Annotated in this window: 22 protein-coding genes; 13 read left to right on the forward strand and 9 right to left on the reverse strand. The window is 71.8% G+C overall.

Features of this window, described 5'->3' with window-relative positions:
• The first annotated feature begins 35 nt into the window (after positions 1 to 35).
• The 3 genes from ABZU25_RS21855 (at position 36) to ABZU25_RS21865 (ending at position 3,524) form a co-directional block, all read left to right on the forward strand.
• Entirely contained in the window at positions 36 to 1,247 is a 1,212-nt protein-coding gene (locus ABZU25_RS21855; RefSeq protein WP_355031285.1) for a Dyp-type peroxidase, read from the forward strand.
• The gene (locus ABZU25_RS21860; protein WP_355031204.1) at positions 1,244 to 1,906 is read left to right on the forward strand and encodes a copper resistance CopC family protein; all 663 of its coding nucleotides are present in this window, start codon (positions 1,244 to 1,246) and stop codon (positions 1,904 to 1,906) included. Before ABZU25_RS21855 ends, ABZU25_RS21860 begins: the two co-directional genes overlap by 4 nt.
• Positions 1,907 to 2,054: 148 nt before the next feature.
• Positions 2,055 to 3,524 (forward strand): PepSY domain-containing protein, encoded by a 1,470-nt coding sequence (locus ABZU25_RS21865; protein WP_355031205.1) that lies wholly within the window; start codon positions 2,055 to 2,057, stop codon positions 3,522 to 3,524.
• Here the strand turns inward: ABZU25_RS21865 and ABZU25_RS21870 are convergent, their stop codons facing one another.
• Together ABZU25_RS21870 and ABZU25_RS21875 are read right to left on the reverse strand one after the other, a co-directional pair.
• Entirely contained in the window at positions 3,525 to 4,658 is a 1,134-nt protein-coding gene (locus ABZU25_RS21870) for a cupin domain-containing protein (protein WP_355031206.1), read from the reverse strand.
• A gap of 13 nt (positions 4,659 to 4,671) precedes the next feature.
• Entirely contained in the window at positions 4,672 to 4,917 is a 246-nt protein-coding gene (locus ABZU25_RS21875) for a hypothetical protein (RefSeq protein WP_355031207.1), read from the reverse strand.
• A gap of 198 nt (positions 4,918 to 5,115) precedes the next feature.
• Between ABZU25_RS21875 and ABZU25_RS21880 the strand changes: the two genes are divergently transcribed.
• Positions 5,116 to 6,708: a helix-turn-helix transcriptional regulator gene (locus tag ABZU25_RS21880; RefSeq protein WP_355031208.1), complete on the forward strand. Its 1,593-nt coding sequence runs from the start codon at positions 5,116 to 5,118 to the stop codon at positions 6,706 to 6,708.
• Entirely contained in the window at positions 6,708 to 7,535 is an 828-nt protein-coding gene (locus ABZU25_RS21885; RefSeq protein ID WP_355031209.1) for a GNAT family N-acetyltransferase, read from the forward strand. Before ABZU25_RS21880 ends, ABZU25_RS21885 begins: the two co-directional genes overlap by 1 nt.
• An 8-nt stretch (positions 7,536 to 7,543) precedes the next feature.
• On the opposite strand, the gene ABZU25_RS21890 is transcribed toward ABZU25_RS21885, so the two are convergent.
• A complete protein-coding gene (locus tag ABZU25_RS21890; protein WP_355031210.1) occupies positions 7,544 to 8,554 on the reverse strand; it encodes an aldo/keto reductase in 1,011 nt (336 codons plus the stop codon).
• Positions 8,555 to 8,669: 115 nt separating this feature from the next.
• Here ABZU25_RS21890 and ABZU25_RS21895 point away from each other — a divergent pair, with 115 nt between their 5' ends.
• On the forward strand, positions 8,670 to 9,278 hold the full coding sequence (locus tag ABZU25_RS21895; protein WP_355031211.1) for a TetR-like C-terminal domain-containing protein: 609 nt from the start codon (positions 8,670 to 8,672) through the stop codon (positions 9,276 to 9,278).
• Positions 9,279 to 9,419: 141 nt separating this feature from the next.
• On the opposite strand, the gene ABZU25_RS21900 is transcribed toward ABZU25_RS21895, so the two are convergent.
• Positions 9,420 to 9,887 (reverse strand): MarR family transcriptional regulator, encoded by a 468-nt coding sequence (locus ABZU25_RS21900; RefSeq protein WP_355031212.1) that lies wholly within the window; start codon positions 9,885 to 9,887, stop codon positions 9,420 to 9,422.
• Between the two features lie 99 nt (positions 9,888 to 9,986).
• On the opposite strand from ABZU25_RS21900, the gene ABZU25_RS21905 reads away from it, so the two are divergent.
• Positions 9,987 to 10,832, forward strand: a complete 846-nt coding sequence (locus ABZU25_RS21905; protein WP_355031213.1) for an NAD(P)H-binding protein — start codon at positions 9,987 to 9,989, stop codon at positions 10,830 to 10,832.
• Positions 10,833 to 11,048: 216 nt separating this feature from the next.
• On the opposite strand, the gene ABZU25_RS21910 is transcribed toward ABZU25_RS21905, so the two are convergent.
• A complete protein-coding gene (locus ABZU25_RS21910; protein WP_355031214.1) occupies positions 11,049 to 11,933 on the reverse strand; it encodes a pyridoxal-phosphate dependent enzyme in 885 nt (294 codons plus the stop codon).
• Between the two features lie 365 nt (positions 11,934 to 12,298).
• On the reverse strand, positions 12,299 to 13,126 hold the full coding sequence (locus ABZU25_RS21915) for an SAM-dependent methyltransferase (protein ID WP_355031215.1): 828 nt from the start codon (positions 13,124 to 13,126) through the stop codon (positions 12,299 to 12,301).
• A 576-nt stretch (positions 13,127 to 13,702) separates the two neighbouring features.
• Here ABZU25_RS21915 and ABZU25_RS21920 point away from each other — a divergent pair.
• On the forward strand, positions 13,703 to 16,504 hold the full coding sequence (locus tag ABZU25_RS21920; RefSeq protein ID WP_355031216.1) for a BTAD domain-containing putative transcriptional regulator: 2,802 nt from the start codon (positions 13,703 to 13,705) through the stop codon (positions 16,502 to 16,504).
• A gap of 67 nt (positions 16,505 to 16,571) precedes the next feature.
• Entirely contained in the window at positions 16,572 to 18,149 is a 1,578-nt protein-coding gene (locus tag ABZU25_RS21925) for an alpha/beta fold hydrolase (RefSeq protein ID WP_355031217.1), read from the forward strand.
• Positions 18,150 to 18,239: 90 nt separating this feature from the next.
• On the opposite strand, the gene ABZU25_RS21930 is transcribed toward ABZU25_RS21925, so the two are convergent.
• Together ABZU25_RS21930 and ABZU25_RS21935 are read right to left on the reverse strand one after the other, a co-directional pair.
• Positions 18,240 to 18,479, reverse strand: coding sequence for a DUF397 domain-containing protein (locus ABZU25_RS21930; RefSeq protein ID WP_355031218.1), 240 nt, complete (start codon positions 18,477 to 18,479; stop codon positions 18,240 to 18,242).
• 74 nt (positions 18,480 to 18,553) lie between these two features.
• On the reverse strand, positions 18,554 to 19,534 hold the full coding sequence (locus ABZU25_RS21935; RefSeq protein WP_355031219.1) for a helix-turn-helix transcriptional regulator: 981 nt from the start codon (positions 19,532 to 19,534) through the stop codon (positions 18,554 to 18,556).
• Between the two features lie 215 nt (positions 19,535 to 19,749).
• Between ABZU25_RS21935 and ABZU25_RS21940 the strand changes: the two genes are divergently transcribed.
• Entirely contained in the window at positions 19,750 to 21,090 is a 1,341-nt protein-coding gene (locus ABZU25_RS21940; RefSeq protein ID WP_355031220.1) for an MFS transporter, read from the forward strand.
• A gap of 66 nt (positions 21,091 to 21,156) precedes the next feature.
• On the opposite strand, the gene ABZU25_RS21945 is transcribed toward ABZU25_RS21940, so the two are convergent.
• A complete protein-coding gene (locus tag ABZU25_RS21945) occupies positions 21,157 to 21,399 on the reverse strand; it encodes a mycoredoxin (protein WP_355031221.1) in 243 nt (80 codons plus the stop codon).
• 92 nt (positions 21,400 to 21,491) lie between these two features.
• On the opposite strand from ABZU25_RS21945, the gene ABZU25_RS21950 reads away from it, so the two are divergent.
• From ABZU25_RS21950 to ABZU25_RS21960, 3 genes are all read left to right on the forward strand, one after another.
• Complete coding sequence (locus ABZU25_RS21950; RefSeq protein WP_355031222.1) at positions 21,492 to 23,654, forward strand: ATP-dependent DNA helicase UvrD2; 2,163 nt, start codon at positions 21,492 to 21,494, stop codon at positions 23,652 to 23,654.
• 122 nt (positions 23,655 to 23,776) lie between these two features.
• Positions 23,777 to 24,025: a hypothetical protein gene (locus ABZU25_RS21955; RefSeq protein ID WP_355031223.1), complete on the forward strand. Its 249-nt coding sequence runs from the start codon at positions 23,777 to 23,779 to the stop codon at positions 24,023 to 24,025.
• 129 nt (positions 24,026 to 24,154) lie between these two features.
• Complete coding sequence (locus tag ABZU25_RS21960) at positions 24,155 to 24,520, forward strand: WhiB family transcriptional regulator (RefSeq protein ID WP_355031224.1); 366 nt, start codon at positions 24,155 to 24,157, stop codon at positions 24,518 to 24,520.
• Positions 24,521 to 24,630 lie beyond the last annotated feature (110 nt).

Consider the following 24,630-nt stretch of genomic DNA (forward strand, 5'->3'; position numbering starts at 1 on the left):
CCCCCGGGGGGCGCCCCCCCCCCCCGGCCGGGGCCCTGCTCACCGGCGGGGCCCTGGCCGCCGGAGGAGCCCTGGCCGGCGGAGGAGCCCTGGCCGGCGCGGCAACCATCGCCGCGACCCGTAGCGGCAGCGGGCAACCACGGGCGGCTGCCGACACCACGCCGGTGGCGAGCGTGGGCGGCCTGGTCGAGCCGTTTCACGGCGCCCGGCAGGCCGGGATCGTCACCGAACCGCAGGCGCACGCGGCATTCGTCTCCTTGACCCTGCGGGCCGGCACCGACCGGGCCGCGCTGGGTCGGATGCTTCGGCTGCTCACCGACGACGCGGTCCGGCTCACCCAGGGCCAACCCGCGCTGGCCGACACCGAGGCCGAACTCGGGCTGCTGCCGGCACGGCTGACCGTGACCCTCGGCTTCGGCCCCGGCCTGTACCGGGCCGCCGGTGTCGACGATCGCCGGCCGGCCTCGGTCGCCGACCTGCCCTCGTTCCGCGTCGACCGCCTCCAGCCGGCCTGGTCCGGCGGTGACCTGCTGGTGCAGATCTGCGCGGACGACGCGGTCACCGTCGCCCACGCCCAACGAGTTCTGCTCAAGGACAGCCGGCCCTTCGCCACCGTCCGGTGGGTCCAGCGGGGCTTCCGGCGCAGCCCCGGCGTCGAGCCGGGCGGTCACACGCAACGCAACCTGTTCGGCCAGCTCGACGGCACCGCCAACCCCCGGCCCGGCCCCCCGTTGGACACCGCCCTCTGGGTGCCGGACGGCCCGGCGTGGCTTCGCGACAGCACCACAGTGGTGGTGCGGCGCATCAGCATGAACATGGAGACGTGGGACCTGCTCGGCCGCGCCGATCGCGAACTTGCCATCGGGCGGCGACTCGACACCGGCGCCCCGCTCACCGGCACCGCCGAACACGACGAGCCCGACTTCGCCGCCACCGGCCCCGACGGGCTCACCGTCATCCCCGACTTTTCCCACCTCACCCGGGCCCGGGTCACCGACGACCGGCTGAGGATCCTGCGCCGGCCCTACAACTACGACGGTGTACCGACAGCCGAGGGCCACGCCGACAGCGGGTTGATCTTCACCTCGTATCAGGCCGACATCGCCCGGCAGTACCTGCCCATCCAACGCCGGCTGGCCGAGCGGGACCTGCTCAACGAATGGACCACGCCGATCGGGTCCGCGGTCTTCGCCATCCCACCCGGATGTCCACCGGATGGCTGGATCGGCCAGCAGGTGCTCGGATGAACCGGAGTCTCCTCATGCCCGTACCGCCGCCTCGCCGCACCGCCGTCCGGCTCGGCGCGGCGGTGCTCGCCGTCGTCGTGGCGCTGCTCATCCCGGCCGCCCCAGCCTGGGCGCACAACTCGCTCAAGTCGTCGACGCCGGCTCGGGACGCGACCCTACCGAGCGCACCGACCGAGGTCGCCCTCGAGTTCATGCAACGGCTCGACCCCACGTTCACGACCATCGTGCTCACCGACGCCGCCAGACGGAAGCTCGCCACCGGCGAGCCGGTGGTCGCCGGGGCGAAGAGCACGGTCCAGGTGACCGACACACTGCCCAACGGCAGGTACACGGTCGCCTACCGGGTCGTCTCCGCCGACGGGCACCCGGTCCAGGGGTCGTACCCGTTCACGGTGGCCGACCCCGCGTCCAGCGCCGCGCCGGTTGCCGACGCCCGTACCACGACGGCCGCCCCGACGGCCGCCGGGCCGGCGGCCAGCCCGTCCGCCGCCGCCACCGCAGCGGAGACCGGCGGCGGCCCGGGTGCCGGCGTACTCGTCGCGGGTGCCGCGCTGGCCGTTCTCGTCGTGGTGGCGGCCGGGCTGCGGTGGCGGCGGGCCCCCGCGATCGCTCGCACCGACGGCGATCCGCGCCGCGCCGACGAGCCCGACGAACACTGACCTCGGGGACTCGACCCTCCACATTGTCGGGAACCGGCGGCGCCGGTGACCCGACTACCACAGAGGGCCGACGCGACACACCACCGGGCGACCAGACCAGTACGGGAAGGGCCTTCGGGTGCTTCCCGACTCTTCCGATCGGATCACCATGTCTCTTACCGAGTTGTCCGGCACGGCGACGCCAGAGCCGTCCACACCCGAGAAAATCGCCCGGCCGCCCCGGCGCGCCTCACCGTTCGGCGCGCTGCTGCTGCGGCTGCACTTCTACGCCGGCATCCTCGTCGCCCCGTTCCTGGTGACAGCCGCCCTGACCGGGCTGGCCTTCACCATCACCCCGCAGCTCGACCAGATCCTCTACGGCGACCAGTTGACAGTCGCCCAGGCGGGTGACCGCCCCGTGTCCCTGGCCGAGCAGGTCGGGGCCGCCCGCAACGCGCACCCCGAGGGCAGCATCACCGCCGTGCAGCCCGGCGACGGCGACCAGACCACCCGGGTGACGTTCTCCCTGCCGGAACTCGGCGAGAACCAGCACACCGTCTACGTCAATCCGTACACCGCCGAGTCGCAGGGGCAGCTCACCACCTGGTTCGGCTCCACGCCCGCCACCACCTGGCTCGACGACCTGCACCGCCACCTGCACCTCGGCACGGTCGGCGAGCACTACTCCGAACTGGCCGCGAGTTGGCTGTGGGTGATGGCGCTCGGTGGGGTCATCCTCTGGTGGCGTCGACGCGGGGCCGCCCGAGCCACCGCCCGCCACCTGCTCGTGCCGGACCTGTCCGCCGGCACGGGTGTGCGTCGCACCCGGGGATGGCACGCCACCACCGGCATCTGGCTCACCGTCGGCCTGCTCTTCCTCTCCGCGACCGGGCTGACCTGGTCCCGCTACGCCGGGGCGAACTTCAGCGCCGGCCTCGACGCGCTCAACGCCCGCACCCCGGAGATCTCCACCAGCCTCCTCGCCGATCCCGTCGCCCCCGACGAGACCGGCGGCGGCCACCACGGAGCCTCCGGGGCGGGCGGGGTGGTCGAGTCGGCGGCCTTCGACCGGGTGGTGACGGCCGCCCGTGGGGCCGGCCTCGCCGGCCCCGTCGAGATCGCCCCGGCGGCCGAGCCGGGCTCGGCCTGGACCGTCACCCAGGTCGACAACACCTGGCCAGTCGCGAAGGACCGGGTCGCCGTCGACCCCGCCGGGGGTACGATCACCGCCCGCAGCGACTTCGCCGACTGGCCGCTGCTGGCCCAACTCAGCGGCCTCGGCATCCAGGCCCACATGGGGATCCTCTTCGGACTGATCAACCAGATCCTGCTCGCCGCGCTCGCCCTCGGGCTGCTCTGCGTCATCGTCTGGGGCTACCGCATGTGGTGGCAACGCCGACCCACCCGCACCGACCGACGCGCCCTCGCCGGCACCCCACCGGCCCGAGGCGGCGTACGCGGCCTGCCGCTCTGGGCGCTGCTGATCGGTGTCCCGGTGACCGTGGCGATCGGCTGGGCGCTACCCCTGTTCGGGCTCACAGTGCTCGCCTTCCTCGTCATCGACGTCCTCGTGGGGGCGGTGTCCCGACGCCGACGACCCGCCCAGGCGCCCACCTCGCCGGCACCCGTCGGGAGTTGATCAGATCACGACCTGTTTGGTGGTCGGCAACTCGTCGACCATCGACTTCCGCACGTTGATCGTGTCCGCGATGACCTCGTGGGGTGTGTTGGCCATCCACTGCATCACCGAGATGTCCTCGAAGCGGGGATGCCGGAACATCTCCAGGAACACCAACGGCTCGTCACCGGTGTTCTCGATGTAGTGGCCGTACGCGAACGGCACGTAGCCCACGTCGCCGGCCTGGAAGTCGAACGTCCGGGCGGCGGCCTGGGCCGCGAAGACGCCCATCCGACCGGTCCCGGAGATGTAGTACTGCCACTCGTCGGTGGTCGGATGCCAGTGCAACTCGCGCATCCCACCGGGCTCGACCTCGACGAGCGCGGCAGCGGTGGTCACGGACGCGGCGAAGTTTGTCGAGTCGGTGACCCGGACCGTTCCACCTCGGAAACGCTGCGGCGTCTGTGCGGTCATCCGGTGTTTGAAACTGCGCGGGATGTCGCCGGTGGGGCTGACCACCCGGTCCTGTTGCAGGGGCGGTGGGACGTCGCCCTGGAAGATGTACTTCTCCCGCTCGGGCAGGTTCTCCATCTGCTCCATCGTCCAGCCGAAGTTCTTCGCGAGGACGTGCCGAGGTGTGTGGGCGAAGAAGTCGCTGAGCAGGAACGTGTTGTTCTCCGAGAAGGCGCCGTCGTCGAAGACCAGCAGGAACTGGGCGCCGTCGGCGAGCGCCTGGATGTTGTGCGGCACGCCCTGCGGAAAGAACCACAGATCGCCGGCCTTGACGTCCTCGATGAAGTTGCGTCCTTCGTGGTCGACAGCGCTGATCCGGCAACTGCCGCTGAGCATGTACGCCCACTCGGACTGCTGATGCCAGTGGATCTCCCGGTACGCGCCCGGCTCCAGGCCGAACTGGACACCGGCCAACTGGGTGGCGATGGGCAGGTCGCGAGTGGTGACCTCGCGGGTCCAGCCACCCTTCTCCACCCGGGTGTGCGCCTGGGAGAACGAGAACTTGAGGTTGGGCACCAACCGACTGTCGGTAGTGGGCGGCACCAGCAGATCCGGGTTCTGCCGCTCGACCTCGACGTTACGGCCCGCGAAGGGCGGGGCCCCCTGGTCGCCGCGGCGCGGCTCGGGATCGCGGTTCGCCATGATCGCTGTCTCCTTACTCCGGTTGGCCCGGACTGGGCGCGGGCAGGCGTAGCCGCGACGGCAGCCCCAGGAAGGTGCGCACCGCCGGCCAGCCGTACGTCACAGCGATCGCGGCGGGAATCGCTGCCGCGGTCGCCACCAGCACCAGGCGGGTCCACGGCGGAGCGTGTCCACCCGCCCCGGTGCTGGCGAAGAGGACCAGAGCAAGCATGACGACCCGGAGTCGGTACCGGCCGGGAACCTGGGTCGATGGGGTCATACTCTCGATGATCGGGCCCAGCCATCGTCGTCGCATCGCGTGATCGCGCCATTACCGCAGGTCAGATAGGGGACGGCGAGGGCCATCCAGCGCAATCGGGCCGGTTCGTCGATCCGGTCGCCCGCTCCGGACGCCGTGGCTAGGCTCGGTCGCAGGACGGCATGTCGACGCGCCGGGTAACCACCGGGGAGAACGCCATTGTCCGAATCATCCCTCGACGCCGGCACGTTCCCGGCTAACGACCTCACCGACGCCGAGCAACGCCGGCGTGCACTGTTCGCCGCGGCGGACCAACTCCGGCTCGCCGGGCGCGGGACGGAGGCGCTGCGCGTCCTGGCGGCCGAGGTGGCCGGACACCGGCACGACGAACGCCACCGGGCCCAGGTGCTCGGGCACCTGGCACAGATCGCGGCACGGGAGCGGCCGTCGGTGGCCCTCGCTGGCCTGTGGGAGGCGCTCGACCAGGGCCTGGACGACCGGAGCCGGAGCACTCTGCTCGCCGTGGTCGCCGCGGTCGCGGCACGCACCGGCCATCCGGACGCCGATGCCCTGCTCCGCGACGCGGGCACCGCGCACGCCGCAGCGGGTGACCACTCGTCCGCTCGCCACCTCGCACTCGGTCGGGCGGCTCGCTCGCTGTCGCACGGCGATCTCCCGGGTGCCGACGCCGTGCTGGCGGCCCTGGACCCGGGCGCCTGGGTGGCACGACCCGACGCCCCGGCCATCCGGGCCGAACGGGTCCTGGTGCACCTCGGCCTGGGCCGGTACCAGGACGCGCGGAGCGCGACGGCGTCGGACGAGACGACGTCGCCCGGCGCCCCGGTGAGCGGCAGACTGGCCGCCCTGGACTGCCTACGGATGGTCGCGGTGGGAGAGTTGCCCGAAGCGGGCGCGCTGGCTGTCACGGCGCTCGGGTCGGGCTCGACGGACCTCAGCCCGGAGGTGCGTGCGCTGCTGATCGCGGTGATCGCCGAGGTTGGCTACCGCCGCGGCGAACACGACGCCGCCCGCGCCGTCCTGCGCGCGTGCCTTCGGGAGAGACGATGGCCCGACAGTACGACGTGGACGCCGGCGTTCTGTGTCGCAGTCCGCGACCCCGCCCTCAGCGAGCCGGCGCGCCTGCTCGACAGAGCGGTCTCCGACCTGCACCGGTCGGTTCGGTCGCTGTTGCCCGTGCCGCACTTCGGCCCTCGACTGGTACGCGCGGCGATGGCCGTTGGCGACACCCAGGCGGCCCGCCGGGTCACCGAACTGGTCGAGCTGGTGGCCACCCGCACCCCGGTCCCGCTGTGGCACGCGCTGGCCGCGCAGACCAGGGGTCTGCTCGATCGCGACGCGGACGCGCTGCGGTCGGCGGTCGACGGGCTGCGGACGACCGCCGCCCGGCCGGCGCTGGCCGACGCGTTGCTCGACCTCGCGAACAGCCCTCGACTGTGCCCGACCGAGGCGTGGGACGCCGCGCACGAGGCGGCTGCCCTCTACGCCCGGATCGGCGCGCCGGGCGACCAGGCGACAGCCGACCGGCGCTGTGTCGAACTCGCCGCCACCCCACGGCACCGGCCGTCGACCGACGAGCCGCCGCGGACCGGGATCGGCGCGCTCACCCCGGCCGAGGAACGGGTGGCCGAGGTGCTGGCGGCCGGCGCCACGAAGAAGGAGGCGGCCGGAACCCTCTTCGTCTCCTTCCACACCGTGGACACGCAGCTCCGCTCCATCTATCACAAGCTTGGCATCCACAACCGGATGCAGTTGGTGCGCGCCTGGGACCGGTACAAGGCGAGAATCGGCTGATGACCAACCCGACCGACCTGACCCCGCTCGCCGAGGGCGTGGAGTGCGAGTTCATGTACGCCTACGAGTCGCGGGCACCCGAGCCGGCGTACACCGATCTGGGGGTCGTGACCACGCGCATCGGCGGCGGCGTCGCCCTCGCCATGCGCAACGACCCCTCCGGTGGGTACTGGAGCAAGGCCCTCGGCTTCGGCGTCACCGAGCCGTTCACCGTGCAGATCCTGGATCGTGTCCTCGACTTCTACCGGGAGCACGGTGTCGACCAGGCGGTCCTCCAGCTCGTCCCGGCGGTCCTGCCCAACGGCTTCGACGAGGTCGCCGCCGCCCGCGGCCTTGAGCCGGGAAGCACCTGGGTCAAGCTCGCCGCCCGACCTGGTGATGTCGCCGAGGCGCGGACCCGCCTGCGGGTCGGCCCGGTGTCGACGGGCGACGCGCGACGCTGGGCCGACGTGCTGCTCGCCGGCTTCGGCATGCCGGCCGGTGGGCTCACCGACATGCTGGCCGCGACGGTGGGCGAGCCGGCCTGGAGGCCGCACGCCGCGTGGGACGACGGCGCGATCGTGGCGGGCGGCAACCTGTTCCTGCACGGCGAGTCCGCCTCGCTCAACGCGGCCGCGACGGCACCCGGGCACCGCGGCCTCGGTGCGCAGTCGGCGCTGATCGCCGCCCGCGCCCGAGCCGCGGCGGAGGCCGGGTGCCGGTGGCTGTTCGCCGAGACCGGGAAACCCGCGCCCGGTACGCGGAACCCGTCGCTGGACAATCTGCGCCGCGCCGGTCTGGTGCCGCGCTACGAGCGCCGCAACTGGGTCTGGCGGTCAGCTCCCTGACCTCCCCGTCACTTCTCGCTGTCGAGCAGGTCCATCATCGGCGCCGCGTACCGCTGGCCGGAGGCGGCGCCGGCCGGCACGGCACGCTCGATCTCGTCCAGTGCCTCCCGGTCCAACACCAGGTCGGCCGCGGCCAGCGACTCGGTCAGCCGGTCTCGCCGCCGCGCGCCGACCAGCGGCACGATCTGCTCGCCCTGCGCCGCCACCCAGGCGATCGCCACCTGGCTCGTTGTCGCTCCCAGCCGCTGCGCGACCCGGCCCAGCGCGTCCACGAGGCGCAGGTTCGCGGTCAGGTGCTCGCCCTGGAAACGCGGGCTGTTCGCCCGGAAGTCCGTGCCGGTCAGCGCGCGGTCCGCCGACCAGTGCCCGCTCAGCAGACCTCGGGACAGCACCCCGTAGGCGGTCAGGCCGATGCCCAACTCGCGCAACACCGGCAGGATCGCGGCCTCGGGGCCACGGGACAGCAGCGAGTACTCGATCTGGAGGTCACTGATCGGCGCGACGGCCGCCGCCCGGCGGATGGTGTCCGCGCCCACCTCGGAGAGCCCGATGTGCCGGATGTAGCCAGCCTGCTGCATCTCCAGCAGCGCGCCCACGGTCTCCTCGACCGGCACCTGCGGGTTCAGCCGGGAGGGCCGGTAGATGTCGATGTGGTCGGTGCCCAACCGGCGCAGCGAGTACGCCAACCGGTCCTTCACCGCCGCCGCCGACACGTCGTACGGTGCTGCCTGGAACCCGCCCTCGGGTGTCCGGCGGGCGCCGAACTTGACGCTGAGCACGACCTCGTCCCGGTGGCGCTCGCGCAGCACCCGACCGATCAGCATCTCGTTGTGGCCCGAGCCGTAGAAGTCCCCGGTGTCGACCAGGTTCACGCCGGCGTCGATGGCCGCGTGCAGGGTCGCCACGCTCTCCGCCTCGTCGGATGGTCCGTACAGGTCCGACATGCCCATCGCGCCCAGCCCGATGATCGACACCTCTGGTCCGGTGGCGCCCAGCCGTCGCCGTGGTAGAGCCGTCATGGTCCTCGTCTCCTTCGGTCGGCGTCGCGGCGCGTCCCGGGGTCGGGCACCGCTGTGTACGCTGTGTCCATATAACCATCATGTAGACATGCTGTCCATATAACCGGGAGGACCCGTGGCCCAGCTCACGCCGGACGCCCACACCCCACCGCGCCGTGGTCGTGGCCGTCGCCCCGCCGATCAGGTACGCGCGGAGATCCTCACGGCGGCCGGCGCCCTCCTGCTGGCCGAGGGCATGGCCGGCTTCACCATCGAGAAGGTCGCGGCCCAGGCGGGGGCCAGCCGGATGACGATCTACAAGTGGTGGCCGTCCAGGGGGGCGCTCGCCCTGGACGGCTACTTCACCGTCGTCGCGCCCACGTTGGCCTTCCCCGACACCGCGGACATCGTCGCCGACCTGACCAACCAGCTCGTCGCCTTCGTCCACCTCGTCCGGGACACCTCCGCCGGGCGGGTCATCAGCCAACTCATCGGCCAGGCGCAGACCGACCCGGAACTGGCCGCCGCCTACCGGGAGCGCTACTCCGGCCCCCGCCGCGCGCTGGCGGTGGAAACCCTCACCAGAGCCATGACTCGTGGGCAGCTACGCGCCGACGTCGACCCGGAATCCGTCGTCGACCAACTCTGGGGCGCCTGCTACCACCGGCTCCTGGTCCCCGACCTGCCGCTGACCGAGGACTTCGCCCGTACCCTGGTCGACAACCTCGTGCGCGGGCTGCGCTGACGGGCTCCTCGGTCGCCGGGCGATGCGAATGTCAGGCCGCGTGCTCACTCGGGCGGCGTGGCCCCCGACTGCTCGCTCACCAGGTATGCCGCGTACCAGTCGGGCCAGTTGTCGTCTCGCTCGCCCGTGCGCTTCTCGTGCTCAGCCCTCGGTGTCGTGAGCGGTCGTGGGGAGGCTCGCCACGCCCCGGCCCAGCGCGTCCCTGAAGTCCCGGTACCGGTCGGGACCGAGCGTGTCGGCGAGTTGCTGCTCGATCAGGCCCACGATGCCGTCGGTGAGTTCCATGAACCGCAGGCCCTTCTCCGTCGGCACGATCAGCTTCGCCCGGCGGTCGGCGGGGTCGGGCGTACGCCGGACGTAGGCCAGCCGCTCCAGCTCGTCGAGGATCGCGCCCATCGTCTGCTTGTTGCGCCCAGCCAGCCGGGCCAGCTCGCCGGGGCGGGTGCCCTCGGCGTCCAGGTACGCGAGCACCGCGCCGTGGCGGGGCCGGACGTCGTCGAACCCGTGCTCCGCCGAGCGCCGGAAGATCTCCCGCTGCACGCGTGCGGAGAGCTGCACGGCCAGGATGCCGAGGTCCGGGTCCTGCTCCTTGAGTGTGCTGCGCTTCATAAAATGGTCCAATCATTGGACGGTACAAGTTTTGGACTATATCGTCGCTGGCGGCGACCGGTGGCCCGACCACGGTTCCGCCCGACCGAGAGGACGACCATGACCATTCTGATTACCGGGGCAAACGGCACCGTGTCGAGGGAGGTTCTGCGCGAACTCGCCGGCAACCAGCCGGTACGCGCCCTCGTCCGAGACCTGTCGCGCGCTCCCAAACTCGACGGGGTCGACCACGTCGTCGGCGACCTGGACCGTCCCCGCACGCTGACCCCGGCGTTCGAGGGCGTCACCACGCTGTGGCTGCTGATGCCGATGGGTCCGCAGGCGCCGAGCCAGAGCATGAACGCGGTGTGGGCGGCCCGGCAGGCCGGCGTGCGGCACATCGTCCGGCTCTCCGCGATCGGCGCCGCGCACGACGCGCCCACCCGCAACGGTCGACTGCACGCGCTCTCCGACGCGGAGTTGCAGCAGTCGGGCATCCCCTGGACGATCCTGCGCCCGAGTTTCTTCATGCAGAACGTGCTCTTTTCCAAGGCCGGAGAGCACCTCTACGGGCTCTTCGGCGACGCGCGGGTCGGGATGATCGACGCCCGGGACATCGCCGCCGCGGGGGCGGCGATCCTCGCCGCGCCGCAGCGGCACGAGGGCATGATCTACACGCCGACCGGGCCGGAGAGCAGCACGCTGAACCAGGCCGCCGAGGACATCGCTCGTACGCTCGGACAGCCGGTCACGTACGTACCGCAGAGCCCGGAACAGACCCGCGACGGCCTGCTCCAGGCGGGTCTCGACCAGTGGTCGGCCGAGGTTCTCGCCGAGTACCGGGTTGCCTACGGTTCCGGGTGGGGCGACTTCACAAACGACCACGTCGCCCGGATCGTCGGTCGGCAGCCGCGGACCTTCGCCGAGTTCGTCCACGACCACCGCGAGCACTTCGCCAACGCCTGACCGGGTAGCGGCTAGTGGTCGTAGGCGATCAAGGAGGCGCTGGGCGATGGTGGGGCCGACCGTGTGATGTGCTCGTGAGCGGTATACCTCAGAGGTATGAATATGACTCTGAGGTATACCGCTCACTACCGCATCCGCCCCCCACGGAGGTAACCGACGGTCACCGCCGGCCGCTGGCCCCAGCCCGAGCCCGAGCCAGAGTGAGGACTTACTCGTCTAGACCTCGGGGTGACCGAAGAGTCCCGGCAGTCCCCCGCTGTGCAGGAAGACGACCCTGTCGCCGTGCGGGAAGCTGCCGCCCAGCAGCCCCGCCATCGCCCGGCCGGTGTACGTCGGGTCCAGGAAGACGCCCTCCTCGCGCGCGGTCGTCTCCAGCGCTGCCCGAGCGCCGTCAGTCAGGGTGCGGTACCCGGCGCCCACCTGGGAGCCGTCGATCCGCAGCGCGTCCGGCTCGACCTCACCGTCGAGCAAGCCGGCGACTGTCGCCCGAGGGTCCGGCAGGGCACCGACATCCACGCCGATCACCCGTTCGGCGCCCAGCTCCCGCACGAGCCCGGCCATCGTGCCGCCGGAGCCGAGGGCCACCACGACGTCGGTCCCTTCGATGTCCGGCACCTGGGCCCGCAACTCCCGGCCGCAGTTCACATAACCCTGAACCGACACGGGCGAGGTGCCGCCGAACGGGATCACCCACGCCGACCGCATCTCCGCCTCGGCCGCCGCCACCTCGGCGAGCGGGCGGTCCCCGCCCCAGATGACCTCCGCACCGGCAAGCCCGTCGAGGAGCAGGTTGCCCCGCCGCTTCTCCGGGGGCGGGCCGGCGAGCACCAGCACGCACGCGAGACCGAGCCGCGCGGCGGCGGCAGCGGTCAGCCGCGCGTGGTTGCTCTGCGGCGCACCGGAGGTGATCACCGTGGTGGCGCCGGCAGCGATCGCCTGGGCGCAGGTGTACTCCAGCTTGCGGATCTTGTTGCCACCGCCGCCGAGGCCGCCGAGGTCGTCGCGCTTGAACCACAGCTCGGCCAGCCCCAGCCGGGCGGCGAGTCGGGGCGCGGCCTCCAACGGTGTCGGCCACGTGCCGAGGGGAACGGGAGTGATCACCCGTGCAGCTAATCACCCCGCCGCCCTGGATGCAGCTCCCGCCGCGCTGGCGGTCACCCGCGCGCGGGTACTGCTCGCCATGCACCGACCCGACGATGCGGCCGAGGTGCTCCGTCAGGCCCACGAGCGGCCCCGCGCTTCTGCCGAGCTGTCCGCCAGTCTGAGCCGAGGCCGGTGAGGCGTTTCCGGCGAGCCCACTGGTACGCGTCGCGACCGGACGGCTGCTCGTCGATCAGTACCGGTTCGAGGAGGTGATCGCCCACCTCGACACGGCGCATGACGAGGAGCTGCCGGCCCTGCCTCTGCGGCGCCGAGCGGCGGGTCGCCACCGGAGCGAACGCCGGCGACATCCTCCCGCCGAGGTCCTACTGCTTGCGGCCCACCCCGCCGAAGGCGTCGACGTCCGCGGGGGTGTCGACCGCGTCGTCGGGTCGCCACCGTGGGCACGGCACGACGCCGGGCTCCACCAACTCCAAGCCGTCGAAGAAACCGGCGATCTCGTCGGGCGAGCGAAGCGTGTACGGGGAGGCCCCGGTGTCGTTGTAATCGTCCTGCGCCTGCTGTATCTCGGCGCTGATCAGGCTCGTGCCGTCGTTGAGTGAGAGGTAGCTGCCGCTGGGCAGTGCCGCCAGCAACTGCCGCGCGATCGACCGCGCCGTCTCGAAGTCGGGCACGTGACCCAGCACGCCGCTGAGGATGAGGCCGACCGGCTGCTGGAAGTCGAGCGTCTTGCCGGCTTCGGCGATGATCGCGGCCGGATCGTGCAGGTCACCGTCGATGTAGGCGGTCCGACCCTCGGCGGTGCCGACCAGCAGCGCACGCGCGTGGACCAGCACCAGCGGGTCACTGTCGACGTAGACGATCCGCGCGTCCGGCGCGATCCGCTGCGCCACCTCGTGGGTGTTGTTGGCGGTCGGCAGCCCCGTGCCGACGTCGAGGAACTGGCGGACACCCGCGTCGGCGGCGAGGAACCTGATCGAGCGGACCAGGAACTGCCGGGACGCCCGGGCGACGTCGACCACACCGGGGAAGACCTGCCGGTACTGGTCGCCGGCTTCGCGGTCGACCGCGAAGTTGTCCTTGCCACCGAGCCAGTAGTTCCAGATTCGCGCCGAGTGCGGCACCGACGTGTCGATCTTCTGCTGCACCTCGACCTCGCCAGCCTCGGGCCGGTCGGTTGCCTGCGAATCCATTGTCACGACGATCCTCTCATCTCGACCGCGTACGCGACTCCCCCGCGGGGGCAACCCGCGCTGTCGATGAGGTCGCCCGTGACCGTGCCACGGTATAGAAGGCACAGTGTTCCCGCCACCCCTGCTCGTTCGGCCGCGGGTTGACTGGTTCCAGCATGCTGGGATCCAGAAGCCCCCGTCCCGAGCCGCGAGGATGAGCCATGCGAAAGCCGGTCATGAGTGCTGCGGTCCTCTTCGGACTGGGCGTCGGTGCGACCATCGGGTCGTCTCTCGGTCCGAGCGCTCTGTGGTCCGGAGTCGCGGTCGCCGCGCTCGGGGTCGGGCCGCCGCCCAGCAGGAGGCGGAGACGATCTTGAGTCGGGCCCGCGACCAGGCCGCCGGGATCACCGGCACCATGCGGGATGGCGAATCCGGGCCGTCCACCTGAGATCCTCCCGCAAGGAGGCGCCCTCCCCGATCGGCGGGACTCGCCCGCGCCGGGGTAGCGCACGGATCGCCGGACCTCGTCGGCGGCAGCGGAACGCTGGCAGGCCGTACGGTGGGGTGATGGTCCAGCGTGACGGGGGGAGGCCGGCGATGCGGTACCACCTGCTCGGGCCGGTCGAGGTGTGGTCTCCCGCGGGGGAACGGCTGGCCCTCGGCACGCCGATGCAGGTGCGTCTGTTGGCCGTCCTGCTGTCGCAGCCGGGCAGCGCGTGGTCCATCGACCAACTCGTCGACGAGCTGTGGCAGGGCCGCCCACCGAAGACGGCAGCCGGCAACGTGAAGACCTACGTCTGGGCGTTGCGCCGAGCGCTGCGGTCTCCGGGCGTGCCCGACCCCACCATCCTCGCGGGGGCCACCGGCTATCGACTCGTCCTCGATGGGCAGACGTTGGACAGCGTCACCTTCGACGACCTGGCCCAGCGCGGGTATCAGGCGTTGCGGCAGGAGCTTTGGTCGGATGCCCTGCGGGCGTTCGAGGCGGCGCTGGCGCTGTGGCGGGGCGAGCCGTTCGCGGGCCTCCCCGGCGCGGGGGTGTTGCTCTCCGTCCGGGCTCGGCTCCAGGAGCAGCGGTCGAGTCTGCTGGAGGAGGTCGCGGACCTTCATCTACGCGCCGGCCGGCACAACGAGCTGATCGACCCGCTCCGGACGCAGATCGACGGGGATCCGCTGCGCGAGCGCCCCTGGGGGCAGCTCATGGTGGCCCTGGCCCGGGCCGGACGGCGGGCGGACGCGCTGGCGACGTACCGGCAGTTACGCCACGTCCTGTCCGAGGAGGTGGGCGTCGAGCCCGGCGCCGACCTGCAACGGCTGCACACCAGCATCCTGCGGGCCGACCGGGAGGTGTCGACATTCGGGGCGCGGCCGCCGCAGCGACCCACGCCACGGATCGTTCCCCGACAGTTGCCGGCCCCGCCGGCGTTGTTCACCGGCCGGACCCGCGAGCTGGCCCGGCTCACGACGCTGCTGCTCGACGACACCGAATCGGCCGGCACCGTCGTCGTCACCGGCACCGGCGGCGTCGGAAAGACGTGGCTGGCGTTGCGCTGGGCACACGACAGCCTGCACCACTATCCGGACGGGCAACTCCACGTCGACCTGGGTGGTTTTGGCACAGCGACACAGGAGGCCGCGCCGTCCGCCGTCGTCGTACGCTCGCTGCTGCCCGCCCTGGGCGTCAAGCCCCTGGAAGTACCCGCCGAGCCGGCGGCCCAGTTCGCCCTGTACCGGAGTCTGACCGCGGACCGACGGCTACTCGTGCTGCTCGACAACGCGCGCGACGCCGAACAGGTGCGACCGCTGCTTCCCGGTTCCAGCCGATGTGGCGTGATCGTGACGAGCCGACACACGCTGCCCGGCCTGGTCGCCGCCGAAGGCGCTCACACCGTCGCACTGGACCTGCCCAGCACCGCCGAAGCACGCCAGTTGCTCGTCCGTCGACTTGGTGCACGGCGGGCCGCCACCCAACCGGCCGCGGTGGACGAGCTGATCAGCCGTACCGCGCGGTTGCCCCTCGCGTTGTCCATCGTGGCCGCGCGAGCCGCCGCCCGACCCACGTTCCCGCTCCAGGCCATCGCCGACGATCTGGCCGTGAGCAGGGGCGGGCTCGCCGCCCTGGCCACCGACGACGCCGCCACCGACCTCCGTACGGTGCTCTCCTGGTCGTACCGTCTACTCAGCCCGGACGCGGCCCGGCTGTTCCGGCAGATCAGCCTGCACCCCACTGCGGACCTCAGCGCGGTGGCGGCGGCCAGCCTCGCCGGGGCACCCCCGCACCTGATCCGGCCGGCGCTCGACGAGTTGACCCGGGCGAACCTGCTGGCGGAACACTCCCCCAACCGCTTCCGCTGTCACGATCTGCTCCGGGCCTACGGGGAGGAGCTGACGGAGGCACACGACTCCGCGGCCGACCGTAGCGGGGCGCGCAAGCGCGTGTTCGACCACTACCTGCGGGCCGCACTCGCCGCAGCGAGGCTGGTCGACGCCGGCCACCAGCCGATCGATCCGTTGCCCCTGCCCGCCGACGGGTCAGCACCGGCGTTCGCCGATCACCGGTCCGCACTGGCCTGGTTCACCATCGAACAGGGGGCGCTGCTGGCCGCCGTCGACGACGCGGCCGCCCACCGCTTCGACGCGCACGCCGGGCAGCTCGCCCAGGCGCTCACCCCCCTGCTCGGCCGGTTGTCGCGGTGGCACGACCTGCGCGCCGTACAGGCCGTCGCCGTCGCGGTCGGGCGACGGCGCGGCGAGCCGCGGGCCGAGGCGTCGGCACACCGGGACCTCGCGGTGGCAAGCCTCCACCTTCGCCGGTACGACGCGGCCCGCCGTCACCTGCGCAGCGCGATGGCACGGTACGACCGGATCGGTGACCGGCCGGGGCAGGCGAGCACCCACCTGCATCTTGCCTGGGTGTACGACACCGAGGGCAACCCGCGGGCAGCGCTGCCACACGCCGAGAAGGCGCTGGCGTTGTCCAGCGGCAGCGACGACCGACGCGGCGCGGCCGCCGCGCTGAACGCGATCGGGTGGGGCCACGCCCGGCTGGACGAGCACGCCCGCGCCATCGCCTACTGTGAGCAGGCGCTGGCTCTCCATGAGGAGGTCGAGGACCGGGTAGGTTCGGCCCACACCTGGGACAGTCTCGGCTTCGCCTATCAGGGTCTCGGGGTGCACCAGACGGCGGCGGCCTGCTACCGACGCGCTCTCGCACTGTATTCCGGCGCTCAGGACCAGTGCGGACGGGCGGAGACACTTGTCCGGCTCGGCGACACCCATCGGGCGGTGGGCGACCACGACACGTCGACGGATCTGTGGCGACAGGCGTTGGAGATCTTTGACCGGGTCGGTCATCCGCAGGCCGGGGAGTTGTCCGAGCGGTTGGCGACCTCGCGCTGAGCCTCCCCCACGGACCGGCATGGATCCGGCGTGGACCGGGCGTCGGCAGGCTGGGCGAATGCTGACCATGAAGAGAACCACCTTCTGGCGTCGCAGCGGGGTCGACCGCCGGCGCCCACCGCTTGTCCGTCGCCTTCCGGCCGTCGTCGCGGTCCTCGTCGCCCTGTCGCTCAACGCCCCACCGGCGTTCGCGGGCCCCACGCCGGCGTCCTCCGGTGGCACCGGGCCGCGCACCGGTTCGGTCGCCGGGAGCAGCACCGGCGGGTGGAACGGCCACATCGACTGGCGGGCGTGCCCGGAACGGCCCGACGATCCGGGTACGCGTTGCGGCACCCTGCGCCTGCCTGTCGACTGGGCCCGACCGGAAGGGGAGACCTTCGAGCTGGCCCTGGCCCGGCGCACCGCCACCGACCCGGCCGCCCGCATCGGTGTCCTGGTCTTCAACCCCGGCGGTCCCGGCCTGTCCGGGGTGGACGTGGCGCTGACGGCCGACACCCAGCTCGGGCCGGACGTGCTGCGCCGCTTCGACATCGTCGGCTTCGACCCCCGGGGCACGGTCCGTAGCGCGCCGGTGCGCTGCTCATCGGCGTTGCTGGCCCGGCACCCCTCCCTGACGCCCGCCAACGCGACGGAGTTCGAGCGACTCCGCACCTACAACCGCCAGTTACGCGACGACTGCCGGGCGCAGAGTGGCCCACTGTTCGACCACCTCGACAGTGTGAGCGTCGCGCGTGACACGGACGCCATCCGGGCGGCACTCGGTGAGCGGCAGCTCAGCTTCTACCAGTGGTCCTACGGCACCCTGATCGGGCAGGCCTACGCCGAACTGTTTCCCGACCGCGTCCGCGCACTCGCCATGGACAGCGTGATGGACCACAGCCAGGGGATCAGGGAGTACGTCCGCAGCGGGGCGGCCAGTAACGAGGCCCTGTTCCACGAGTTCGTCACCTGGTGCGAGCGGACCTCCAGCTGCGCACTGCACGGACGCGACGTGCCAGCGCTGTACGACCGACTGATGCGCCGTGCCGACGCCGGCACGCTCGTCGACGCGGGCACCGGCGCCACGCTCACCTGGTTCGAGTTTGGGTTCGCGACATTCGTCAACTTCTTCGACGCGACCTGGGCCGACCTCGCGAACCTGCTTCTCGCGTTGGAGCGGGGCGAGGCGCCTGATCCCCCGCTCGCGTCCCCGATGGTCCCGGTCGACAGCGACGAGGGCCTGACCGAGTACGCCCTACCCGCGTTCTGCCAGGACTGGTCGCTGCCGGTCGACGGGTTCGCCGAGTGGAACCGGTACCTCGACCTGTCCCGCGCCGCGGCACCGCACCTGCGGGCCTCCCCGCTGGTCGTCCGCTTCACCGCGATCTGCCTGGGCTGGACGGCGAACAACCCGCAACATCGGCTGCGGGTGCGGACGAGCACCCCGCTGCTGGTGCTCAACGGTCGCTACGACCCGGCCACCCCGTACGACGGGGCGCAGCGGGTGGTGGGCCAACTCGACGCGCGTGGCCGCCTGCTCACCTACGAGGGGTCGGGCCACGCCAGCTACCCCCGCACCGAGTGCACCCGGAGCCGCGTCGAGCGGTACCTGATCAGCAAGGAGATTCCGCTGGCTGGTGCGAGCTGCCCGGCCGCCCCGGCCTGACGCATCGGTGCCGTCCGGGCGAGTGTCGACAACAGCCTGACACCCGGGTCGGCGCCGAGGCTGGGCGACGGCCCCTTCCCGGTCACTGGGTCAGTTCAGATCGAACTGGCCACCCTTAGCTCCGGCGATGAAGCCGAGCCATCCGGCCCGATTGAACAGCAGCACCGGGCCGCCTCGGTCCTTGCTGTCGCGCAGCGCGACAGCGGACGGGCCGGTGCCCAGGGGGGCGACCTCGACGCAGTTGGAGGTCTGGCTGCGTGTGCTGGTACGCCACGGGGCGTCCGCCAACGAGCGGACGGAGGCGGACGGTGTGTTGCGCATGTTGTTCATGGTTTTGCTCCTGGTGTGAACCGATCCGATGGGACGAGTGGTGTCGCACGTCCCGACGGATGGGCCCCCGTGGATCACCGTTCCGTCAGCCGCCCCGAATCCCGACGGCGTTGGGTCGGCGCCGTTGCCGGCCCGAACGCCACTGTGGATGGGGGCACCGCCTCGGTCAGCCGTCCCGTCGACTCGATCAGCCAGGAGAGGGTTTCCGAGGCAGTTAGTGCCGCCGTGCATAGCCACTCGAACACCACTTTATAGCTATTTAGCGTGATTACCTCGGTCGACATGACGTCGGTGAACCCCCCTTCGATGGCCAATGTCTCCGGATCGAGCGGATCGGCGAACCGGTAGACGGAGAACGCGGTCGGCGGAAGGTACCAATTACCGACCGGGGTGTCCCGCAGCAGCACGTGCAGCGTCACGTTGGGCAGCAGAGCCAGTTCGCAGAGTTGGACCAGCTGCTCGTGCAGCACCTCGGGTGGTCCGGCCCGGTTACCGAGGGCCGCCTCCTCCAGGACCGCTGTGTAGCGCGGCGCGTGCGGCTCCCGGGTCAGCAGCAACTGGCGGGCCATCCGTGCCTGCACCTCGGTGTCGGGCTCGTCGCCGGGCTCCGGTTCACCGGCGCCCGCGCCCACCTCGCGGGCCGAGACGATCCGGACCTTCGCGTACCCGGGGGTCTGCAACAGGCCCGGCACCAACACCGGGTTGTACTCGGAGATCTCCGCGCAGCCCGCCTCTAGCTCGGCCCAGCTACGCTGCTGCTGCGTCATCACCGGGAAGTTCTTCAACCAGCCCCGCATGTCGCCGGCCTCGCCAGCGATCCCGAGCAACTCCGCGTGCAGTGCCTCGTCGGCCCCGTAGAGGGCCAGCAGAACGCCGACGTCCTGCGGGTCCGGTCGGCTGCGGCCGTTCTCCAGGCGGGACAGTTTGGACGCGGACGCCCAACCGATCCTCTCGATGACCTGGTCGCCGGTGAGGCCCGCAGCCTCGCGCAGGCGGCGCAGTTCTAGGCCCAACCGTCGGCGACGCATGATCGGGCTGGGTGCGGCAGGAGGCACAGTGTCCTCTTTCCCGTCGACCGCCGCAGACGCGACGGTAACTGTATGAAATTCGCCCCCCACGGCCAGTATGGACGGCGCGACCGGCGTCGGAGGTTCCGGCGGGGGCGTGTCTTACAAAATCGGACCACGGGAACGCCGGATGACGACGGACCTGCGGTCGCAGCCCCGTCGACCACGCCCACCCGGGCACGCCATCCCCGCCGGAGGGACCCATGCGCACCGTCCTGCGCCGACCCGACTTCCGCCTGCTCTTCGGCGGCCTGCTGGCCAGCATGACCGCCGAGTCGATCCTGCTGCTCGCGCTCGCCATCTGGGTCAAGGATCTGACCGGCTCCAACGGGCTCGCCGGCGGCACCATCTTCGCCGTCGTCGCCCCGATGACGCTGGCACCCGTGATCGGCTGGTTCGTCGACCGCTACCCACGCCGGCCGTTCTTCGTCGCCGCCAACGTGGTCACCGCGGCACTGCTCACCCCACTGTTCACCGTCGCGGACGCTGGTGACGTCTGGGTCGTCTACCTGGTGGCGGCCCTGTACGGGCTGTCGTCCATCACGCTCGGCGCGGCGCTCAGCGGGCTCATCCGGGAGTTGGTGCCGGTCGAGCTGCTGGCGGAGGCGAACGGCGTGCTGCAGACCGTACGTCAGGGGATGCGGCTGATCGGTCCGCTGGCCGGCGCGGCGCTCTACGCGGCGCTCGGCGGGTGGGCGCTGGCCGGGATCGGCATGGTCGGATTTCTGACCGCGGCGGTGGTGGTGACCGCGTTACCCACCCCGCAACAGGCGCCCTCGACCACGCGACTGCGCTGGCCGGCCGAGTTGGGCGCCGGTCTGCGGCACCTGGCCGGCGAACCGGCCCTGCGTCGGGCCCTGCTCGGCTACGGGCTCGGGTCGCTGGTGATGGGCTTCAGCGAGTCGCTGATCTTCGCCTACGTCGACCAGGGGCTGAACCGCGACGCCGCGTTCGTGGGTGTGCTGGTCACCGTGCAGGGCGTCGGCGGGCTGCTCGGCGGGCTCTGCTCACCGGCGCTGGTCCGCCGGCTCGGAGAGGTCGGCACACTGGCCGCCGGGGTCGCCTTCTTCTCCCCAGCCGCGCTCGTGCTCGCGTACCCCGATCTTCGGCTCGCCTTCGCGGCCGTGCTGCTGGCCGGCGTCTCCCTCCCCCTGACGATGGTGGGGCTGCACACGCTGATCCAGCGCCGGACCCCGCCGATGCTGGTCGGCCGGGTCGCCGCGGCCACCCAGGCGGTGGTCAGCGGGCCGCAGGCGCTCTCCATCGGGGCCGGCGCGCTGCTTGTCGGTTTCCTGGACTACCGGATGCTGTTCGCGCTGGTCGGGATGGCCACCCTGGCGGCCGGCAGTTACCTCTGGCGGGGCCGGCACCTGAGCGCCCCACCCGGCACCAACCCGCCCACACCGCCGACCACACCGCCCGGCACCAGCCCGCCCACGCCGCCGACCCGGCCGACCGACCCGAGGGTCCCGGCGCCTCGGCGACCGGTCGAGGACGCCGAGGGACCGGTGTCGACAGGCACCCACCGGCGACCGCCCGGGTGACGGATACCTGACACGACGAGCGGTCGCCCCGACGGGGCGACCGCTCGTCGTAGAGTGACCGGCCGGTCAGGCGTCGAGGGTCTCCAGGTGCTGCTTGACCTGGATGATCGAGGGGTTCGTCAGGGCGCTGCCGTCGGCGAAGCGCAGCGTCGGCACCGTCTGGTTGCCGCCGTTGACGCTCATCACGAACTCCGCGGCCTTCGGGTCCTGCTCGATGTCGACCACCTCGTACCCGATGCCCTCCCGGTCGAGCTGCGACTTCAGCCGGTGGCAGTAGCCGCACCAGGGGGTGGAATACATCGTCAGCATGGTCGGATCCTCCAACTCCTCCGGCCGCGGCTTGCGGATCAAGCCGAGGCTGTTCGCTGCAACGCTGGGAGGAGCTGAGATGATTCCTGGTTGTGGTGGTTCACTCAGCGTCGGAACAGGTGCTCGCCGGGCTGGACCCGGAGCAACGCTCCGCGGTGACCGCACCCGCCGGCCCGGTCTGCATCCTGGCCGGCGCCGGCACCGGCAAGACCCGGGCGATCACCTCCCGGATCGCCCACCGGGTGCTTTCCGGCGAGATCTCGCCCCGGCACGTGCTCGCTGTCACCTTCACGGCCCGGGCCGCCGCCGAGATGCGACACCGTCTTGCTCTGATCGGGGCGTCAGGTGTGCAGGCACGGACTTTTCACTCCGCCGCTCTGCGCCAGGTGCGGTACTTCGCGCCCCGGCTGCTGGCCGGCCGCGCCATGCCCGAGCTGCTGGACAGCAAGGTACGGCTGGTCACCCTCGCCGCCGCCCGGGTCGGCCTACGCACCGACCGGGCCGCCGCCCGGGACCTGGCCGGCGAGATCGAGTGGGCCAAGTCGTCGCTTGTCGAGCCGACGGACTACGTGGTGGCGGCGGCGCGGGCGCTGCGCGACACCCCGCACGAGCCGGCGAAGGTCGCCGACGTGTTCATCGCGTACGAGCAGCTCAAGCGCTCGAACGGGGTGATCGACTTCGAGGACATGCTGCGAGCCGCGGTGTGGGGCATCGAGGAGCACCGGGACGTCGGCGAGCAGGTCCGCAGCCAGTACCGACACTTCGTGGTCGACGAGTACCAGGACGTCAACCCCCTCCAGCAGCGGCTGCTGGACGCCTGGCTGGGTGGCCGCGACGACCTCACAGTGGTCGGCGACGCCAGCCAGACGATCTACTCGTTCACCGGGGCGACCTCGGCGTACCTTGTCGACTTCCCCCGCCGGCACCGGGGCGCCACAGTGGTCCGGCTGGTCCGCGACTACCGCTCCACCCCGCAGGTGGTCGGGCTGGCCAACGCGGTGATCGCCCAGGCCCGGGGCACCGAGGCGCGGCTGCGGCTGGAGTTGAGTGGGCAACGCCCACCCGGCCCCGAACCGGACCTGCGGATCTTCACCGACGAACCGGCCGAGGCGAACGCGGTGGCCGCGCGCTGCCGGTCACTTGTCGACACGGGTACGCCGGCGAAGGAGATCGCCGTGCTGTTCCGGGTCAACGCGCAGTCCGAGGCGTACGAGAAGGCGCTCACCGAGGTCGGCGTGCCGTACGTCGTGCAGGGCGCGGAACGGTTCTTCGAGCGGACCGAGGTGCGCCAGGCGATGGTCGCGCTGCGCGCCGCCACCCGCTCGATCCCCGGGGAGACGCCGCTGCCGGCCGCCGTCGTCGAGGCGCTCACCGCGGTCGGCTGGGCCCCGGACGCGCCCCCGGCCGGTGGCGCCGCCCGCGAGCGGTGGGAGGCGCTGTCCGCGCTGGTCCAGCTCTCCGAGGAGTACGCGGCCACCCCCGAGGTGGTGCCGATCGGCGAGGCCGCGTCGGTGGAACGCCCCGTCACCCTCTCCGACTTCACCGAGGAGCTGGCCCGCCGCGCCGCCCAGCAGCACGTACCGACGGTGGACGGGGTGACCCTCGCCTCGCTGCACTCGGCCAAGGGGTTGGAGTGGGACGCGGTCTTCCTGGTCGGTCTCGCCGAGGGCACCCTGCCGACCACGTACGCCAAGACCGTCGAGCAGGTCGAGGAGGAACGCCGGCTGCTCTACGTCGGCATCACCCGCGCGCGGCAGTGGCTCTGGCTGTCGTACGCCGCCGCGCGCTCGCCGGGCGGACGAGCCCGGCGGCCCTCGCGGTTCCTGCCCCAACTGGACCGCTCCGGCGGCGCCGAACGGGCGACCGGCACCGGTCCGGCCCGCCGCCCCGAGCGACGGCGCACCCAGATCGTCTCCTGCCGGATCTGCGGCGCCACCCTGCTCGCCGGCCCGGACCGCAAGCTCGGCCGCTGCCCCACCTGCCCGTCCGACATCGACGATGAGCTGCACGAACGGCTGCGCGAGTGGCGGCAGCGGGTGGCCGGGGCGCAGAAGGTACCGGCGTACGTGGTCTTCACCGACGCGACGCTTGTCGCGTTGGCCGAGCGGCGGCCCGGCCGGCCCGAGGAGTTGATCGCCATCGCCGGTATCGGCCCCCGCAAGCTGGGCCTCTATGGGGAGGCGGTGCTGGCCCTCGTGGATGGCGCGGGGGTGGACGACGTCTGCCCTGAGAAAACTTTCGAAATCCAGTCGTAAATTCGTTTGCCCTCGCCCCGGCGCGAGGAATAGCCTCAGGACACACCACGCGAGCGGCGCCATTCCGGCTGCTCACGGGGGTTGGTTCAGTCGATTCGAGGAACGTGAGGGAGGTGGCACCCATGAAGATCTTCACCTATGAGCGTCCGATGGCGATGCCGTCTGTCCACGCTCCGCTGTCGGCTGTCCGGGTGGCCCTCGCGGCTGCACGACCGTCGGTTCCGCAGGTGCACCAGGTTCAGGCCGAGCTGACCCTGACCGTCGCGCCAGTCGGAGTCGAGGGAACCAGTGGCTCAACGGGCAATGGCATCCAGGTCGCCAAGAAGCGCACGGATGTCCGCGGTGTTCCACCTCGAGGTAAACCGGTCTGACCATCAGACACCGGCTCACCTCGAGGCCGCGGAACCCGTTACCGGGATCCGCGGCCTCAGTTTTTTGCCCGCCGTAAGTACGTCGGAATGCGATCCACGAGATCGAAGTGAGAGAGAGGTGACCGGGAGATGAGTCTGGCGTTGGCCCCAATCGACGTGAGCGTCGAGATGGAGGCGAACCTGCCCTGCCGGAAGTTCGACCCCGACCTGTGGTTCTCCGACTCACCCACCAAGCTCGAGCTGGCCAAGTCGCTCTGCGGGGACTGCCCGCTGCGCGTCGAGTGCCTGGCCGGGGCGGTGGAGCGGGTGGAGCCGTGGGGCGTCTGGGGTGGCGAGATCTTCGAGCGTGGCGCGGTTGTTCCGCGTAAGCGGCCCCGTGGCCGTCCACGCAAGGAGGACGTCGCCCGTGACGCCGAGCTTCGGGTCGAGGCCGAGGCGCGCCTGGCGGCCAGTGGGCTGTCCGAGGTGCGTGGCGCGGTCCGGCTGGCAGCCTGACATGTTCCCGACCCGTACCAACTACGCCGGTGGCACACCGGCAGTGAGCGAGAAGACGATGTTCAACCTTCCGAGTGGAGCTTTCGAGATGCAACTACTCCACGAAGCGT

It is taken from the genome of Micromonospora sp. NPDC005215 (genome assembly GCF_040607915.1).
Classification (GTDB): Bacteria; Actinomycetota; Actinomycetes; order Mycobacteriales; family Micromonosporaceae; genus Micromonospora.

Bases quoted from the DNA above. Each gene is read 5' to 3' on its own strand.
- ABZU25_RS21860 (WP_355031204.1), top strand. From the start codon at position 1,244: ATGAACCGGAGTCTCCTCATGCCCGTACCGCCGCCTCGCCGCACCGCC.
- ABZU25_RS21865 (WP_355031205.1), top strand. From the start codon at position 2,055: ATGTCTCTTACCGAGTTGTCCGGCACGGCGACGCCAGAGCCGTCCACA.
- ABZU25_RS21870 (WP_355031206.1), bottom strand. From the start codon at position 4,658: ATGGCGAACCGCGATCCCGAGCCGCGCCGCGGCGACCAGGGGGCCCCG.
- ABZU25_RS21875 (WP_355031207.1), bottom strand. From the start codon at position 4,917: ATGACCCCATCGACCCAGGTTCCCGGCCGGTACCGACTCCGGGTCGTC.
- ABZU25_RS21885 (WP_355031209.1), top strand. From the start codon at position 6,708: ATGACCAACCCGACCGACCTGACCCCGCTCGCCGAGGGCGTGGAGTGC.
- ABZU25_RS21890 (WP_355031210.1), bottom strand. From the start codon at position 8,554: ATGACGGCTCTACCACGGCGACGGCTGGGCGCCACCGGACCAGAGGTG.
- ABZU25_RS21900 (WP_355031212.1), bottom strand. From the start codon at position 9,887: ATGAAGCGCAGCACACTCAAGGAGCAGGACCCGGACCTCGGCATCCTG.
- ABZU25_RS21905 (WP_355031213.1), top strand. From the start codon at position 9,987: ATGACCATTCTGATTACCGGGGCAAACGGCACCGTGTCGAGGGAGGTT.
- ABZU25_RS21915 (WP_355031215.1), bottom strand. From the start codon at position 13,126: ATGGATTCGCAGGCAACCGACCGGCCCGAGGCTGGCGAGGTCGAGGTG.
- ABZU25_RS21920 (WP_355031216.1), top strand. From the start codon at position 13,703: ATGCGGTACCACCTGCTCGGGCCGGTCGAGGTGTGGTCTCCCGCGGGG.
- ABZU25_RS21925 (WP_355031217.1), top strand. From the start codon at position 16,572: ATGAAGAGAACCACCTTCTGGCGTCGCAGCGGGGTCGACCGCCGGCGC.
- ABZU25_RS21930 (WP_355031218.1), bottom strand. From the start codon at position 18,479: ATGAACAACATGCGCAACACACCGTCCGCCTCCGTCCGCTCGTTGGCG.
- ABZU25_RS21940 (WP_355031220.1), top strand. From the start codon at position 19,750: ATGCGCACCGTCCTGCGCCGACCCGACTTCCGCCTGCTCTTCGGCGGC.
- ABZU25_RS21945 (WP_355031221.1), bottom strand. From the start codon at position 21,399: ATGCTGACGATGTATTCCACCCCCTGGTGCGGCTACTGCCACCGGCTG.
- ABZU25_RS21955 (WP_355031223.1), top strand. From the start codon at position 23,777: ATGAAGATCTTCACCTATGAGCGTCCGATGGCGATGCCGTCTGTCCAC.
- ABZU25_RS21960 (WP_355031224.1), top strand. From the start codon at position 24,155: ATGAGTCTGGCGTTGGCCCCAATCGACGTGAGCGTCGAGATGGAGGCG.